The organism is Emticicia sp. SJ17W-69 (assembly GCF_051209875.1).
In the GTDB taxonomy this organism is placed as follows: Bacteria; Bacteroidota; Bacteroidia; order Cytophagales; family Spirosomataceae; genus Emticicia.
The window spans coordinates 1001761-1018554 of the sequence record NZ_JBNTQY010000001.1; the positions used below are offsets into that span (position 1 = coordinate 1001761).

Below are 16794 nucleotides of genomic sequence, written 5' to 3' on the forward strand. Positions count from 1 at the left end.
CTACAAATATAAAAAACTTTAATAAAAGAAATTGTTTCTATAAAAATAATAATTTAAAATAATTATTTCTTATTTTATTAAATATAGCCATAATATTTTCTTAATACATTAATTTTGTGGTGCAATTACACTTCATATAAAATATTAAATCTCCGTTACGTACCATCTGTCTGTCGTAGCGGAGAACAATTACACTTCATCAAATAAACTTTAAGAAATGATAATCGGCGTACCAAAAGAAATCAAAAACAACGAAAATCGTGTTGCTCTCACACCAGCAGGTGTTGCAGAATTGAAAAAGCATGGACACAAAGTATACGTTCAAGCAAGTGCAGGAGAAAGTAGCGGTTTTAATGATGACGAATATGTAAATGCAGGTGCTGAAACTTTGCCAACCATTGAGGATATATATGGCATTGCAGAAATGATCATAAAAGTAAAAGAACCTATTGCTTCTGAGTATCCACTCATCAAGAAAGACCAATTATTATTTACTTATTTTCATTTTGCTTCTTCAGAACCATTGACTCATGCCATGATTGAGCGTGGAGCAGTTTGTTTAGCTTATGAAACAGTTGAGAAGTCAGATCGTAGCTTGCCATTATTGGTACCAATGTCGGAAGTAGCGGGGCGTATGGCGATTCAGGAAGGTGCTAAATATTTAGAAAAACCATCGGGTGGCAAAGGTATTTTATTAGGAGGTGTTCCAGGGGTTCCGCCAGCAAAAGTGTTGGTTTTAGGCGGTGGAATCGTAGGAACACAAGCAGCTAAAATGGCAGCTGGCTTAGGGGCAAGAGTAGTGATCATGGATGTAAGTTTGCCTCGTTTGCGTTATTTGTCTGACATCATGCCACCAAATGTTACGACAATCATGTCGAATCATTATAATATTAGTGCCGCCATAGCAGAAGCGGATTTGGTTGTTGGTGCGGTATTGATTCCAGGTGCTAAAGCTCCTCACCTCATTACAAGAGATATGTTGAAATTGATGCGTCCAGGAACAGTTGTAGTTGACGTAGCTGTTGACCAAGGTGGCTGTATTGAAACATGTACACCAACGACACACGAAAACCCTACATTTGTGATTGATGGCATCGTGCATTACTGTGTAGCTAATATGCCAGGTGCAGTACCATATACTTCTACATTGGCATTGACCAATGCTACTCTACCTTATGCTTTACAATTAGCAAATAAAGGTTGGAAAAAAGCTTGTAATGAAAATGAAGAATTGAAGAAAGGACTTAATGTGGCGAATGGCAAGATAGTTTACAAAGGAGTTGCCGATGCGTGGGGCTTAGAATTGAGCGAAGTTGATGCAATTTTATAATACACTTCACCACCAAAAATACGAAACCTTTTCTCTTGATTGAGAAAGGGTTTTTTGTTTTTTGAAAAAAACGCCAAAATCTTCATTCAAAAACAACAAATTTCTGCAATTTTGCAAAATGGCGAAAAAACAAAAATTTTATACCGTTTGGGAAGGTCGAAAAAAAGGAGTTTATGACTCATGGGATGACTGTAAAAAACAGGTTGAAGGTGTTCAAGGAGCAAAGTACAAGGCTTTCGATTCAAAAAGCGAAGCAGAAAAGGCTTTGGAAGAAAATTACTGGAAACATGTTCAGAAAGCAGAACAAAAACAAACAAAACTTCCAAAATCGGCATTTCCTCCTCCGAATGTAGAGTCAGTTGTAGTTGACGCAGCTTGGAATTCAGTAAAAAAAGATATGGAATACCAAGGGTTTTATTTGAAAACCAAGGAACGACTTTTTCATAAAGGACCATTTCCACAAGCTACCAATAATATTGGTGAATTTTTGGCGATCGTTCATGCTTTAGCTCACTTGAAAAAACACAATTCTTCCTTACCGATTTATTCGGATTCTCGAACAGCAATCAGTTGGGTAAAAAATAAAAAAGCCAATACAAAATTAGAAGAAGGAGCAGGAAATTCAGAAGTTTTTGAATTATTGGAACGTGCAGTAAAGTGGTTGCAGGAAAATACATATCCCAATAAAGTACTAAAATGGGAAACTGATTATTGGGGCGAAAATCCTGCTGATTTTGGTAGGAAGTAAGTTTCAGTGAACTGTTATCAGTGAACAAATTTATCAATGTTTGACTTTTCACTCATTCATTAATTCGGTCATTCACTCGTTGAATTTATGCCAAAAAACTTTTTTACATTCAAACATTTCACGATTCACCAAGACCGTTGTGCGATGAAGGTTTGCACGGATGCGTGTATTTTGGGAGCTTCGACTGATGTTGATCATGTGAAAAATATTTTGGATATTGGAACAGGCACAGGGCTTTTATCTTTAATGCTGGCTCAAAGAAGTGAAGCTAAAATTGATGCAGTTGAAATTGATGGAGATGCTTATAGTCAGGCTATTAGCAATGTTTCAGAAAGTAGTTTTGGTGATAAAATTAGCGTTTTTCACGAAGATATTAAATTATTTGATTCTCTGAATAGTTATGATTTAATCATTTCTAATCCACCTTTTTATCAAAAATCATTGAAGTCGGCTGATGTAAGAGCAAACAAAGCACATCATGCAGTTGAACTGAGTTTAGAGGCATTAATTGATGCAGTTGCACGTTTATTGAAACCTAAGGGTAGGTTTGTGGTACTTTTGCCACCTTTCGAAGTAGAAAAATTGATACAATTAGCACGAAAAAAAGAATTATATTTGTCAAAAAAAATTTTGATTCAGCATGATGAATCAAAACCAATTTTTCGAGTAATTGCTACTTTTCAAAACATACAAACACTTGATTATCAAGAAGAAATGTTAGTAATTCACGAAAAAGATAGCAAAACTTATTCCGAAAAGTTTAGAATATTATTGAAAGATTATTATTTGATATTTTGAGCTGTTAGTGTTTAGCATATAGCTATTAGCTTAAAAAAACTTATATAAGACCAAACCCATTTTGCTAAAAGCTAATCGCTAACGGCTAATAGCTAAAGTTGCTTTCCTATGAACCAACCACTTCAAATATCAATTGTTATACCGCTTTATAATGAAGCTGAATCGATACCCGAACTCCATGATTGGATTGTGAAGGTAATGAAACAGCATCAGTTTTCTTACGAAATTTTGTTTGTTGATGATGGAAGTAGTGATGAATCATGGGAAGTAATTAAGACAATATCAGCTAATAATCAAGCAGTTAGAGGATTTAAGTTTGTTCGTAATTATGGAAAAACGGCAGCCCTTCAAACCGCTTTTGTACAGACAAAAGGTGAGGTGGTGATCACGATGGATGCTGATTTACAAGATAGTCCAGATGAGATTCCAGAACTTTATCGCATGATAAAAGAAGATGGTTTTGATTTGGTTTCTGGTTGGAAAAAAAAGCGGTATGACCCATTGACAAAAACACTTCCGACTAAGCTTTTCAATGGTATTTCACGTTGGGTTTCGGGGGTACAATTGCATGATTTTAATTGTGGATTGAAGGCGTATAAATCAAGAGTTGTGAAAAGTATTACGATTTATGGCGAAATGCACCGCAACATTCCGATTATTGCGAAGTGGAATGGCTTTAAAAAAATTGGTGAAAAAGTAGTACAACACCAAGCTCGTAAATACGGAACAACAAAATTTGGACTTGAACGTTTTATTTTCGGTTTTCTTGATTTACTAACGGTAGCTTTTGTCAATAAATTTGGTCGTCGGCCGATGCACTTTTTTGGTACGATGGGCGTGCTTTCATTTATCATTGGGAGTTGTTTGGCAATCTATTTACTTTTCGAGAAACTATACAATATTAGCCAAGGTTTACGCTATCGAAATGTTACTGATAATCCTCTATATTTTCTTGCTTTAGTAGCAATTATTATCGGGACACAGTTGTTTTTAGCAGGATTTATTGGCGAATTATTTGTCAAACAAAACTTCAAGAAAGATGAATATTTGATTGAGGAAGAAGTATAAAAGTTCTGAATGCTGAGTTCTGACGGGGTCGCCCGTGCGATTTTGAGTTGAAAACTCAATTTTCATAAAAACAAATGTTAAATGTAGATGACAGCATTCTTAATTCTACATTCGTAGTTCTAAATTCGTAATTGTTTTGACCTAATAAAAATGAAAGTATCCCTTCCTGAATTAGAAAAAGGTAAGTACCACAACATCATTTCCAAATTTTGGAAATTTACCAAATATGGCTCTATTGCCTTCATTATTTATTTGATTGCTGTCAACTTCAATCTTTTTTGGCTATTTGGGAAAATGCCAAGTTTGGAAGATATTGAAAATCCGAAAAGTGATGTTGCTACCGAAATTATTTCTTCAGATGGTAAAGTTCTCGCTAAATTTTTCTACGAAAACCGTAGCCCAATTGATTTTAATGAGCTTTCTCCTAATGTGGTTAATGCCCTTATTGCGACCGAAGATGTGCGTTTTACTGTTCACTCGGGCATTGATGCACGTAGTACCTTGCGAGCGATTACGGGTGTATTAACAGGCCAAAGTAAAGGAGGAGGGAGTACAATTTCACAGCAATTAGCCAAAAACTTATTCAAGCTTCGTGAAACAGATTTCTATAAAGGGCCACTTTATTATGTGCCAGGTTTACGCCAATTGCTCATTAAAACCAAAGAGTGGATTACGGCCATTAAGTTGGAGCGACGTTATACCAAGCAAGAAATCATGGAAAAATATCTAAATACTGTTGAATTTAGCAGTAACGCTTTAGGTATAAAATCGGCGGCAAAAACATACTTCAAGAAAGACCCAAGCGATTTGAATCAAGAAGAAGCTGCCATGTTGGTTGGAATGTGTCAAAATCCTTCAAGATTTAATCCTCAACTTCATCCCGTAGCAGCAAGAACTCGTCGCAATATTGTATTTGATCAAATGGTCAAATACAACAAAATTTCGCTTGAACAAGGCGAAATGTTGAAAAAGAAGCCAATTATACTAAGTTACTCGCCCGAAAGTCATAATTCTGGACCGGCTCCATATTTCCGACAGTTCTTGAAAGATTGGTTAAAAAAAGAAGGTTATAGTGAAAGTGAAATTAATACAAAAGGCTATAAGATTTATACGACCATCGACTCGCACATGCAGGCTTATGCTGAAGAGTCTTTGCGAGAAAATATGAAAGATCAGCAAAAGAAATTTTATGCTCACTGGAAAGGGAAAGGAAATCCTTGGGTTTTAGAATCTAAAACAAAAGAGGGGAGATATGTCGAAATACCTAATTTCATAGAGAATATTGCCAAAACTACACCCCGTTTTCGTGAGTTAAAAGAAGCATTTGATGGTGATTTGGACAAGGTTTGGCGAGAAATGAATAAACCTGCGAAAATGCGAGTCTTTACTTGGCAAGGAGAACGTGATACTGTGCTTTCATCAATGGATTCAATTCGACATTATAAATATTTCTTGCATTCGAGTTTCTTAGCGATGGATCCTCGAAATGGACATATCAAGGCTTGGGCTGGAGGTATAAACTACAAATATTTCAAATACGACCATGTTTATCAAGGTAAACGTCAACCAGGTTCGACTTTCAAGCCATTTGTGTATGTAACTGCCATTGATAATGGATTTTCGACTTGTGAACAAGTGGTTGACCAACCTATCACTATCCCAATTCCTGGAGGTAGTTGGACTCCCAAAAACTCTGATGGAAAATATTCGTATCGTTCGCTTACGCTGCGTCAGGCTTTGGGACAATCAATCAATACTGTGAGTGCTTTCCTAATCAATCAATTTAAAGCATCTAATGTTATCAAATATGCCCATAGATTAGGAATTAAGAGTGATTTGCCTGAAGTACCAGCAATATGCTTAGGCATTGGCGATGTTTCGTTATATGAGTTGATGTCGGGGTATTGTGTTTTTGCCAATCAGGGGAAATATACTGAACCAATATTTGTGACCAGAATAGAAGATAAAAATGGAGAAATAATTAAAGAATATTATTCTGATAGCAAAGAAGTAATCAGTCAAGAAACTGCTTATAAGATGATTCACTTGATGCGTGGAGCAACCATGCCAGGAGGTACTGCGGCAGGATTGGGAAGATATGGGGTATTGGATGGTAATGAAATTGCCGCCAAAACGGGTACTACTTCAAACTTCTCAGATGGTTGGTTTATGGGTATTACTCCAACGCTCGTAGCAGGCGGCTGGACAGGTGGTGACGACCCAACTATTCACTTTAGAGATATTAATTTAGGACAAGGTGCAAGACTTTCGATGCCAACTTGGGGAATGTTTTTCCAGAAGGTTTATGCCGATAAAACCTTAGATTATAAAAAAGGTAGTTTCTTGAAGCCCTCAACTGTTTCGATTTCTGGTGATTGTGTATTTACTGCGGGCGAAGGAGCTTATATTGATTCAACTCAAAAATATACACCACCAACGGCAAAACCTGCTGATGATGATCAGTTGTAGGGAATGAATGCGATTGAAAAACGACCTTCTTATTTCTTAATAGTCTTGGTTTTTGCACAATTTGCAGGAACTACGCTTTGGCTTTCAGGTAATGCAATAGCGGGACAAATTGAAGCAGAATTGGGTGTAAAATTAGGTGGATGGTTGACATCAACTGTTCAATTAGGATTTATAATTGGCACATTGCTCAATGCTATTTTAGCTGTCCCTGAGCGAGTTTTAAGCACAAGGCTTTTTCTAATTTGTGCAGTTTTTGGAGCTATCTCCAATCTGAGTATGACTTTTTTGCCTCTTAACCCATTTTTTGTTTTATCAAGTCGTTTTCTTACTGGGCTTTTTTTGGCAGGAATTTACCCAATCGGGATGAAAATTGCTGCCGATTGGTATGGCAAAGATTTAGGTCGAGCAATGGGCTATTTGGTTGGAGCTTTGGTACTTGGTAAGTCATTTCCTTATCTGTTGAAGGGTATTAGTTTTGAAATACCTTGGAAAGAATTTCTATTTTGGATAAGTCTCGTTTCACTCATTGGAGGACTTTTACTTTGGTCACTTTCACCCGATAAAGCACTGCCTTTACAACGAAATCAATTTTCAATAAAGGCATTAACTGCAATTTTTAGACTTCCCGAACTTCGTGCTGCCGCTTTTGGTTACTTCGGTCATATGTGGGAATTATATACATTTTGGGCATTTTTACCTGCAATTTGGAAGATTTATGCTCACTTTCACCAAGAATATGTTATAAATATACCATTGACAACTTTTGTGACCATTGTTGTTGGATTTCTCGGTTGTTGGGGTGGTGGAATCCTTTCACTGAAATTTGGTAGTGGAAAAGTCGCTTTAATTCAACTTTTAATTTCAGGAATTTGTTGCTTGATTTTACCTTTTTGTGTTGACTTTTCTTTGTTTGCTTTTTCTACGCTTATGGGTATTTGGGGCATTACAGTTGTGGGAGATTCTCCTCAATTTTCTACATTAGTTTCACGTTTTGCTTTGCCCGAGCGGCGTGGAAGCATTATTACACTTGTGACGAGCATTGGCTTTGCGATTACAATTGTTTCTATTCAATTGATGGATTTTGTATTGGGAAAATTTCCTGAAAACCTGACTGTATTTTGGCTACTAAGCTTTGGCTCTTTGATAGGTTTATGGGCGAGTGGAAAGAGAATTTATAAGCAATAAATAGATTTTTCTACCAAATTTCCCTAAAAATCACCATCTTTGTCAATCAACATTTGATTTTTCATTGAAACGAGTCATTAAATTCCTCCAAAGTATTTATCTCTGGGACACTACCGTGTCACTGTATCATGTGCTAAAAATCCTTTGGCAAAAGCTTATTGTATTTGATATTGACCAACGAGCAGCCGCAGTTTCATATAGTTTTTTATTAGCAGTTTTTCCTGGGGTTATCTTTTTATTTACGCTAATTCCTTATATACCAATCGAACATCTCGACCGCTTAATTATGGAGTTTTTGGGTAATGTGATGCCAAAGGGGATTTATGAAAATACATCTTACACTATTCAAGATATTGTAAGTCGTAAGCGAAGTGATATACTTTCATTTGGTTTTTTCTTTACTGTTTTTGCGGCAACCAATGGCATGATGTCGTTGATGGGAGCTTTTAATATGGCCTTAAAAGTACGTGAAAAAAGAACTTACTTTAGGGCAAGAATGATAGCATTATTTTTGACAGTTTTATTAATTGTAGTCTTGATTTGTGCAATTTTGATATTAGTTATAGGCACGATTCTGATTGATTTCCTCTTTGACAAAGGACTTTTGAATGAAAATTTCAACTTTTATCTGCTTCAAATTGTTCGCTTCGGAGGAACATTCGTAATTTTTTATTTAGGAATTTGTATGATTTATTATTTTGCCCCCGCTGTGCATAAAAGACTAAAGTTTTTTAGTTTTGGTGCATTAGTAGCTTCTGTCTTAGGTATTTTGGTAACAAATCTTTTTTCATTTTATTTAGCTAATTTTAGCTCCTATAATAAACTTTACGGCTCTATCGGAACACTTATTGCACTGATGGTTTGGCTTTATTTAGTTGCTTTGATTTTGATTTTGGGTTTTGAAATAAATATTTCTGTAAGAGATGCTTTAATGGTGCATGGTGCATTAGATGATGATAAGAAGTTAAGAAATTAATAGTTTAAATAGCTTTTAGATTTTATTAGAAAAAGGCTATTAGCCTCTTAGCGATACAATTTACTCATTTTTTATATTTAGTTTTTGAACACGTTTTCATAAAAAAATCCATAAGCTGTTGCTTACGGATTTTTTTATGAAAAATATTTTACAATCATTTATTTCCAAAAACTTTCGTCATTCATTGCTTTTGTTAGCTTTTTGCCAAGTTCGTCAGAGGCTTTTACTAATGGCAATCTGACTTCTGAGCTACAAATACCTTTTATTTCGCAACATTTTTTAATACCAACTGGATTTGATTCAGTATATAATAATGTATCAAAATCTACAAAGCGATGTTGAAGAGAAGCGGCTTTATCAAAATCGCCTTTTAAGGCAGCCCAAGTCATTTCTCCAAATTCTTTTGGGAAAGCATTGGCAATTACCGAAATAACACCACTAAAACCAATACTTATTGAGGCCGTAACGAGATTGTCATCGCCTGACAATAACAAGAAATCTTTTGGACAACGTTTGGCCAATTCAATCGCATTTTCAATGCTTCCAGCATCTTTGATCCCTATAATATTGGGGTGTTTAGCTAACTCCACAACCGTTGGAATTTGTATGTGTGTCACTGTACGTCCAGGTACATTATACAATAATACTGGAACTGGCGATGCGTCAGCAATAGCTGTAAAGTGAGCAATTAAACCTGCTTGAGAAGGCTTATTGTAATATGGGCAAACTGATAAAATGGCTGTGACACCAGTTAAATCTGTATTTTTGATGGTTTCGAGTACTACTCTGGTATTGTTTCCCCCTAAACCGTAAACAATTGGGAGATTCTTAGTATTATTATCTTTTGTAAACTTCAATAAATCAGCTTTTTCTTGCGAAGTAGTAGTTGAAGTTTCACCTGTTGTTCCTTGTACAACGAAATAATCTACACCACCTCCACTTGTAAATTCAAGTAGCCGACGAAAACCATCGTAATCAATTTCATGATTTTGGTCAAATGGTGTAATAAGAGCGACACCAACGCCCATCAATGGATGTTCCATTATATTATTGTTATTTTTTCGAGTCGTAAAATTCGGTAGAAAATTGTATTAAAGAAAGATTCTTGCTTGAAAAGTTTCTATAAAATATTAATTTAGCACGAATCGAAAGATTTATTAGATGAATAAGATTTTAATTTTTGCTTAGACAAATTCTTAAAACATTGCTTGATAAACCAAAATCCTGAATTTACGTACAATTTCGGAATAATGTGCATAAGGATGAACATTGGTAAAAACCAACATAATGGTTTCTTCTTTTGGGTCGATGGTATATTCTGAGCAGTACATTCCGCCCCAAGTGAGTGAACCAGCAGTGGCATTATCTCCGTAGTGAGATTCTGGGGTAATAATTTGTAAACCTAAGCCAAATTTATCTTGCCTGTCCCATACAAAACTTTCCCCAATCTGGTTACGCCCCATGATTTCTACCGTCGAACGACTCAATAATCTTTTTCCATTAAACTCTCCTTTGTTTAATATAAATTGACACATTTTTGCATAATCTTCAATTGTACTTAGCAGTCCCGCTCCACCTGAAAAATAGCTTTTTGCACCCGAAATAGCATATTTTCGATAAGATTCGTTTTCATGGACACTCAATTTGTCATTTACATTACCTTTTGAATAAAGTTCTACTAAACGTGAAGCTTTAGCATCAGGAAGATAGAAGTAAGTATCATTCATTCCTAATGGGTCAAGCACTTTTTTGCGTAAATATTCATCAAAGGACATTCCTGAAAGCACTTCGATAAGGCGACCAAGTACATCAGTATTAAGACCATAAACAAATTGGGTTCCTGGATCAGCAACGAGTGGGCGAGCTGCAATTTTATCAACTACATCCTTCAATAAATCTTTTTCTGTTGAGCAGAAAAATGGCACTTTAAATTCTGGCAAATCTTGCAAAGCGTGTTCATAAGGAATACCCGCCGAATGGCTCAATAATTGTCGAATGGTGATTTCTGATTTTGCTGGACGAGTGATGTATTTGCTATGATCTTTTTCATCAAAACTGACCAAAATCTTTGGGTTTTTGAAGGCAGGAATATATTTTGAAATGGGTTCATCTAAAAAGAACTTGCCTTGTTCAAAAAGCATTAAAAGCCCAACTGTTGTAATGAGTTTTGATTGGGAAGCAATTCTGAAAATATCATCTTTTTTTAAAGCTGTTTTTGATTCAAGATTATTGTAGCCAAAAGCTTTGTAATGAACTATTTTGCCTTTTTTTGCTATAAAAGTAACAATGTTTGGTGCTATTCCTTTATCAATTATCTCTTGAAAATGCGTGTCTAATCGTTGTAAACGTTCGCTCGAAAAGCCTACTTCTTCAGGTGTTTTTGCAAACGTGAGTGTTTGTGGTAATTGAGCTTTTACGCCCGTGAGAAGGAATAGAAATAGGAAGGAGATTAAAATAGATAGTTTTTTCATGATGATTTTGTTTTCACAAATATAATAAAAAAGTTGCCTGTGGAGACACAGGCAACGGCAGTAGTTAAAAGACAAAAGATGTTAAAATCTTATATCTCTTGTCTTATGACTAATTCCTCTTGTTTAAATCGAAATCAATTTACAGCAATTTAGTTGATTGCCAAGTGTTGACTTGCCATCCTTTTTTGCCATTTTTAGCATATACTACCGTGTAGCGTAAATTTAGGATATTTGGTTTGCCATCAGTTGAACCAAGCTCAATTAAAGCTCTACCATTGACAACTGCGATTTTTCCATAATCCCTCACACTAATTTCTTGTAAATCCACGCTTTTATACACACTTTTCCCTTCTTTGATGGAAGCAATGTAAGAAACTTTGTTATCGACCTTTGCATTGGAGTGCGTATAAACTAAATCATCAGCAAAGATTTTTTCAAGAAAATCAAAATCTTTTGATACTTGTGCTGCAAAACGTTTGTGTTCAAGAGCTTCAATATCAGCTTTGAGATTTTGGGCATTGGCTGCTTGACCAATGATGAGCGATAATACTAAAATTAATATATTTTTCATAGTTTTATAGAGTTAAAACCTGTAAGGTCTGGGCGACCCATCTGAAAAAGAACTTACAGGTTTTTTGAAAGTGATTAAATATCAACTTTATTCATTCTTGGTACTAATAAGTGCATGATGAGCCATGCCAATAGATAAGCTCCTGCACAAATGGCGAACATAATATAATAAGCCGTTTCGATTTGATTGATACTGCGATAATAAACAAACATATTTTTTTGTACAGCCCAAGTTAGTAAGATACCTCCCAAGCCACCTGCCATTCCGCCGATACCTACTACTGAAGCCGTAGCTTTTTTAGGGAACATATCTGATACGGTTGTGAAGATATTAGCACTCCAAGCTTGGTGTGCTGCCGCTGCAATACCAATGACTAAAACAGCTAACCACATATTCACTTTTCCTGCTAATTGTGAGAAAATAACTGGTAAAACAAACAAAGCAAAAATCAACATTGAAGTTTTACGTGCTTTGAAAACAGGCATATTTTTATTGATAAATGCCAATGGTAAATACCCACCACCAATACTTCCAACAGTAGAAATGATATAAACTACTGCAACGGGAAATGAGATTTCAATCAATGAAAGTTTATATTCGCTTTGTAGAAAATCAGGTAACCAGAAAAGATAAAACCACCAAACTGGGTCGGTCAAGAATTTCCCTAAAGCAAAGGCCCATGTTTGACGAAAGCCTAAAAGCTGGATCCAAGGCACTTTTTCTTCGTTTTTAATATTTTCCTCTTCTTCTTTGTCAGAATGGATATAATCGTATTCAGCTTTGCTGAGTTTTTTAGAATCTTTTGGTGAAGTATAATAAATTTGCCACAAAACCAACCAAATAAAACCAATCAAACCTGTGATAATAAATGCCCATTGCCATCCCCAATAAACTGCAATTAATGGAACTGTTAAAGGTGCAACAATTGCTCCGATATTAGTCCCAGAGTTAAAAATACCAGTGGCCAATGCCCTTTCTTTTTTAGGGAACCATTCTGCCGTTGATTTGATGGCTGCGGGGAAATTTCCTGCTTCTGTAAGTCCTAAACCTGCACGAGCAATCATAAAGCCAAAAGCCGAATTGGCAAAAGCATGTCCAATGGCAGCCAAACTCCACAATCCAGTTGCCCAAGCATAGCCCTTTTTAGTTCCAAGCTTATCAACAATATTGCCCGCAATGAGCATACCAAATGAATAAAAGATTTTGAATGTAATTTCGATATTGGCATAGTCGCCATCATCCCATTTTAAGTCTTTTGATAAAACAGATTTTAGAAGACTAATTACCTGCCTATCAAGGTAGTTGACTGTGGTTGCAAAAAAGACCAGACTACAAATGGTCCAGCGATACTTTCCGATTTTTTCCATATATTTTTTAGGGTTGAATAATCTTAGCTGTTAGCTATTGGCGATTAGCTTTTAGCCTTAAAAAAGAAACTTAAAAATGTTCAATTCTTTAGCTAAAAGCTAAGTGCTAATCGCTAATCGCTAAAAGCCAGTGTTTAAAATCCAAAATAATCTTTGGCGTTGTTATAGCAGATATTTTGAACGATTTGACCTGTCCATTTAATATCGTTCGGAATTTCACCATTTTCTATATCATTTCCAAGAATATTACACAAAATTCGACGAAAATACTCATGGCGTGGGAATGATAAGAAGCTTCTTGAATCGGTTAGCATTCCAATGAATCTACTCAATAAACCCATGTTGGAAAGTGCATTGATTTGTCGTTCCATGCCATCTTTTTGATCAAGAAACCACCAACCTGAGCCAAATTGTACTTTCCCAGCGATCGAACCATCGTTGAAATTCCCAATCATCGTTGCAATGATTTCATTATCGGCTGGATTGAGATTATAAATAATGGTTTTAGCTAATTGGTCGTGTTCGTCAAGTCTGCCCAAAAACTTAGAAAGAGCGATGGCTTGCGAATAATCTCCGATAGAATCCCAACCTGTATCAGGCCCTAAAACTCGCAAAGCACGAGTATTATTGTTGCGTAAAGCTCCCAAATGGAATTGTTGTGTCCAACCTAATTCATGGTACATTACGCCCAAAGCATGAAGAATAGCTGATTTGAAAACTAAAGCATCTTCTGAGCTAAGTGTTTTGCCCGAAATAGCTTTTTGAAAAGCTGCATTTGCCAATTCTTGAGTAAAATCAGCAGCATATAATTGCTCCAAACCGTGGTCGCATAATTGACAGCCAACACTCGCAAAGAAATCTGCACGAGTACGGAGTGCTTTTAATAAATCTTCATAAGTATTGATTTCAAAATTGACGATTGCACCTAATTTCTGAATGTAAGTTGCGAAATTAGGGTTTTCTATCAAAATAAATTTATCAGGACGGAAGGCAGGTAACATTCTTACATTGGTGCCTTCTTGCTTGTTATATGCTTGGTGAAACTCAAGTGAATCAAGTGGGTCATCGGTTGTACACACCACTTTAACATTCATTTTTCCTAACAAATTTCTTACAGAATAGTCAGGTGTTTGAATTTTTGCTGTACAATCTTCGTAAATCCTTTTTGCACTTTCAGGATTCAATACTTCTTTCACATCGAAATAGCGTTGTAGCTCCAAATGTGTCCAATGGTACAAAGGATTACGGAGTGTATAAGGTACTGTTTCTGCCCATTTTTCAAACTTTTCGTAGTCAGACGCAGCTCCTGTGCAGTATTTTTCATTGATACCGTTGGTTCGCATGGCTCTCCATTTGTAGTGGTCGCCATAAAGCCAAACTTGGGTAATATTCTCAAAAACCTTATCGCCCAAAATTTGGTCAGGTGGTAGGTGATTGTGATAATCAATGATAGGCATTTCCTTCGCATACTCATGATAAAGTGTACGAGCAGTTTTGGTTTGTAATAAAAAATCTTCGTCTAAAAACGGTTTCATATCTCTAAGGCTGTTTGCAATTCACTTAAATATATAGTGTAAAAAACTATCGTCTTTGGTCTGTGGACTATCGACTTTATTCGATTAGCAAAACTATTGAGTTTATTTTATTTATTTTGCTATAATATTTCTTTTTTTAATACTATTTTGATAAAGACCTTCTCTAAGTGTGATTTTTTCATCATTTTTTTAATAGATGCTCAATTTTAAGGAAACATAGATTTGACAACTTTTATAAAAGTTGTCAAATCTTATAGAATCTTAATAAAATTATTTCACTCCTAAAGCCCACTTTGCTAAATCTTTGGCAGCACTAAAGTTTTCATAAATGATTGGAATTCTTCGGCCATCGGTGTATTCGTTGTAAAGCCACGGATCGCCTACGATGAATACACTTCCTTTACCAACTTTGGCAGTAGCAATAATATTGTCGCCACCTTCGCTCAAAATTGATTTTGCTGGAGCGTGTACATTAAGTGTTACCAATTCTTTGATATAAACAGTTTTTGTATTTTTAAAAACAGGGTTTCCTGCTGGAATATCTACACGACCTTGTTCCCATTGTGTACCTTGTACCATATTTCGACTCTTGTTGGTAAATTCAACACCAAATGCTTTTGCTAACTCATTGAAATGTGGAATTTCACAATTAGCAGTATCATTTGCCATCATTATTAATGTACCACCTGCTTTTACCCAATTGCTAATTACTTGAATATCAGACTTTTCTACAAAATTTGGTTTAGCTGTTTCTTTCTTTGTATCAGGGTCAACGATGATGTAAACATCAATACCTTTGAGATTTTGTGCGGTTGGAGCGGCTGAAATAGTAGCAGTTTTTGCTCCTAACTCATTGAAAATCTGCCCCCATACCCAAAATCCAGAATGCAAACGGTCTTCCCAAGTATAATGAAAAGGCTCTTGGTTGCCATTCAAATCTTTTCTAAATTCATGATTGAAGTAATTATCAACGGCAACAGTTTTACCTTTGCCCAATGAATTTTCTGAAGCGATTTCCATTTCTACACTTGCAAAAATAAATGGACCAACACCTTTCAAATCATTCTTCTTAATTGGTTCACTCAAATAATATTCATAGCTACCATCACGATAAGGCGTTCCGCCCAAACCGCCTACACTTACGGTTTTATTAAAGCTGATAGTGCCATTGGCTTCTTTTTCTACAAATTCTTTCAACATTCCTGCGTAACCTTTTTTAGCAGCGGCTAAATAAGTAGCAGGTAAATAGCCCTTGCGAACACCTTTGGCAAGTGTATAAACAAACATTGCCGAACCCGATGCTTCAAAATAATTGCCTTTGCGATTACCTTGTGAAGTCATTTGATACCAAACACCAGACTTTGCATCTTGGTATTTGACCAAAGCAGGAGCGAGGCGTTGTAGGTATTTAATAAGATTGGCTCTTTCTGGATGGTTTTCTGGAAAATAATCAAGCACATCGACTAATGCCATAGCGTACCAACCAATCGCTCGACTCCAAAAATGTGGTGAAAGCCCTGTTTTTTTATCTGCCCATTTTTGTTCTTTACTTTCATCATAACCATGATAAACTAAGCCTGTTTTGGCATCAACAGCATATTTTTCAATCAAAGCAAATTGTTTAGCAATGTCATTGAAATGCTCAGGTTTATTGAAAATCTTGCTATATTCTGCCGCAAAAGGTTCGCACATGAAAAGTCCATCCAACCACATTTGGTAAGGATAACGTTTTTTGTGCCAATAACCACCTTCATTCGTTTTAGGTTGATTTTCGATTTGTTTCCAAAGTAAATCGGCAGCTTTTTGGTATTTTTCTTTATCTGGCTGAGATTGTTGAGCCAGCATCAATAAAGCACGACCCGTTGGAATATTATCTAAATTATAATCATCGTACTTGAAGGTACGGATACTACCATCTTTCTGCACATAGCGATCTAAATCATGGCGGATATACTCAAAATATTTGCCATCACCTGTGCGATACCAAACTTTTTCGAGGGCTTTTAGCATTAAACCTTGTTCATAGTCCCAAGCAGCAGGTTTACCTTCTTTCACAGCAATAGAATCTTTGTGCCATGTCATAAAAGATTCTGCCATTTGAACAGAATAGGGTTTTTGGGCGAAAGCTCCCTCTGAAGGCAAGTTTAAAATAAGGACAGTTAAACAGAGAAGTAGTTTTTTAGCGTTCATTTTTGATGGAATTTTGGTAATCGAATTGTTAATTTACCCAACCAACCCTCCCTGAAAATGGGGAGGGCTATATATTCACCTCCCTT

At 35.9% G+C, this 16794-nt stretch carries 13 protein-coding genes; 7 read left to right on the plus strand and 6 right to left on the minus strand.

The window, feature by feature from the left end; all coding sequences use genetic code 11:
• Positions 1–217 precede the first annotated feature (217 nt).
• The 7 genes from ald (at position 218) to ACQUQZ_RS04420 (ending at position 8574) form a co-directional block, all read left to right on the plus strand.
• Positions 218–1330 carry an alanine dehydrogenase gene (ald, locus tag ACQUQZ_RS04390; RefSeq protein WP_435353537.1) on the plus strand — a complete coding sequence of 371 codons (1113 nt, stop codon included), beginning with the start codon at positions 218–220 and terminating at the stop codon, positions 1328–1330.
• A gap of 118 nt (positions 1331–1448) precedes the next feature.
• Positions 1449–2078 (plus strand): ribonuclease H1 domain-containing protein, encoded by a 630-nt coding sequence (locus ACQUQZ_RS04395; RefSeq protein WP_435353538.1) that lies wholly within the window; start codon positions 1449–1451, stop codon positions 2076–2078.
• Between the two features lie 87 nt (positions 2079–2165).
• A complete protein-coding gene (locus ACQUQZ_RS04400) occupies positions 2166–2876 on the plus strand; it encodes a tRNA1(Val) (adenine(37)-N6)-methyltransferase (RefSeq protein ID WP_435353539.1) in 711 nt (236 codons plus the stop codon).
• A gap of 108 nt (positions 2877–2984) precedes the next feature.
• Entirely contained in the window at positions 2985–3944 is a 960-nt protein-coding gene (locus tag ACQUQZ_RS04405) for a glycosyltransferase family 2 protein (RefSeq protein WP_435353540.1), read from the plus strand.
• A gap of 150 nt (positions 3945–4094) precedes the next feature.
• Positions 4095–6413 (plus strand): penicillin-binding protein 1A, encoded by a 2319-nt coding sequence (locus tag ACQUQZ_RS04410; RefSeq protein WP_435353541.1) that lies wholly within the window; start codon positions 4095–4097, stop codon positions 6411–6413.
• A gap of 3 nt (positions 6414–6416) precedes the next feature.
• Positions 6417–7598: an MFS transporter gene (locus ACQUQZ_RS04415; protein WP_435353542.1), complete on the plus strand. Its 1182-nt coding sequence runs from the start codon at positions 6417–6419 to the stop codon at positions 7596–7598.
• 64 nt (positions 7599–7662) lie between these two features.
• A complete protein-coding gene (locus ACQUQZ_RS04420; RefSeq protein WP_435353543.1) occupies positions 7663–8574 on the plus strand; it encodes a YihY/virulence factor BrkB family protein in 912 nt (303 codons plus the stop codon).
• Between the two features lie 158 nt (positions 8575–8732).
• Here the strand turns inward: ACQUQZ_RS04420 and dapA are convergent, their stop codons facing one another.
• From dapA to ACQUQZ_RS04450, 6 genes are all read right to left on the minus strand, one after another.
• Positions 8733–9617: a 4-hydroxy-tetrahydrodipicolinate synthase gene (dapA, locus tag ACQUQZ_RS04425; protein ID WP_435353544.1), complete on the minus strand. Its 885-nt coding sequence runs from the start codon at positions 9615–9617 to the stop codon at positions 8733–8735.
• Between the two features lie 153 nt (positions 9618–9770).
• Positions 9771–11045, minus strand: coding sequence for a serine hydrolase domain-containing protein (locus ACQUQZ_RS04430; RefSeq protein ID WP_435353545.1), 1275 nt, complete (start codon positions 11043–11045; stop codon positions 9771–9773).
• 139 nt (positions 11046–11184) lie between these two features.
• Entirely contained in the window at positions 11185–11616 is a 432-nt protein-coding gene (locus ACQUQZ_RS04435) for a nuclear transport factor 2 family protein (RefSeq protein WP_435353546.1), read from the minus strand.
• Between the two features lie 74 nt (positions 11617–11690).
• The gene (locus ACQUQZ_RS04440; protein WP_435353547.1) at positions 11691–12983 is read right to left on the minus strand and encodes an MFS transporter; all 1293 of its coding nucleotides are present in this window, start codon (positions 12981–12983) and stop codon (positions 11691–11693) included.
• A 134-nt stretch (positions 12984–13117) separates the two neighbouring features.
• Positions 13118–14518 (minus strand): glucuronate isomerase, encoded by a 1401-nt coding sequence (uxaC, locus tag ACQUQZ_RS04445; protein WP_435353548.1) that lies wholly within the window; start codon positions 14516–14518, stop codon positions 13118–13120.
• A gap of 270 nt (positions 14519–14788) precedes the next feature.
• Entirely contained in the window at positions 14789–16708 is a 1920-nt protein-coding gene (locus tag ACQUQZ_RS04450; RefSeq protein WP_435353549.1) for a glycoside hydrolase family 88 protein, read from the minus strand.
• Positions 16709–16794 lie beyond the last annotated feature (86 nt).

What these genes read in the sequence shown, in the direction of transcription:
- ACQUQZ_RS04440 (WP_435353547.1), bottom strand. Translation starts at nt 12,983, where the DNA reads ATGGAAAAAATCGGAAAGTATCGCTGGACCATTTGTAGTCTGGTCTTT.
- ACQUQZ_RS04405 (WP_435353540.1), top strand. Translation starts at nt 2,985, where the DNA reads ATGAACCAACCACTTCAAATATCAATTGTTATACCGCTTTATAATGAA.
- ACQUQZ_RS04400 (WP_435353539.1), top strand. Translation starts at nt 2,166, where the DNA reads ATGCCAAAAAACTTTTTTACATTCAAACATTTCACGATTCACCAAGAC.
- ACQUQZ_RS04410 (WP_435353541.1), top strand. Translation starts at nt 4,095, where the DNA reads ATGAAAGTATCCCTTCCTGAATTAGAAAAAGGTAAGTACCACAACATC.
- uxaC (WP_435353548.1), bottom strand. Translation starts at nt 14,518, where the DNA reads ATGAAACCGTTTTTAGACGAAGATTTTTTATTACAAACCAAAACTGCT.
- ACQUQZ_RS04435 (WP_435353546.1), bottom strand. Translation starts at nt 11,616, where the DNA reads ATGAAAAATATATTAATTTTAGTATTATCGCTCATCATTGGTCAAGCA.
- ald (WP_435353537.1), top strand. Translation starts at nt 218, where the DNA reads ATGATAATCGGCGTACCAAAAGAAATCAAAAACAACGAAAATCGTGTT.
- ACQUQZ_RS04415 (WP_435353542.1), top strand. Translation starts at nt 6,417, where the DNA reads ATGAATGCGATTGAAAAACGACCTTCTTATTTCTTAATAGTCTTGGTT.
- ACQUQZ_RS04395 (WP_435353538.1), top strand. Translation starts at nt 1,449, where the DNA reads ATGGCGAAAAAACAAAAATTTTATACCGTTTGGGAAGGTCGAAAAAAA.
- ACQUQZ_RS04450 (WP_435353549.1), bottom strand. Translation starts at nt 16,708, where the DNA reads ATGAACGCTAAAAAACTACTTCTCTGTTTAACTGTCCTTATTTTAAAC.
- ACQUQZ_RS04430 (WP_435353545.1), bottom strand. Translation starts at nt 11,045, where the DNA reads ATGAAAAAACTATCTATTTTAATCTCCTTCCTATTTCTATTCCTTCTC.
- dapA (WP_435353544.1), bottom strand. Translation starts at nt 9,617, where the DNA reads ATGGAACATCCATTGATGGGCGTTGGTGTCGCTCTTATTACACCATTT.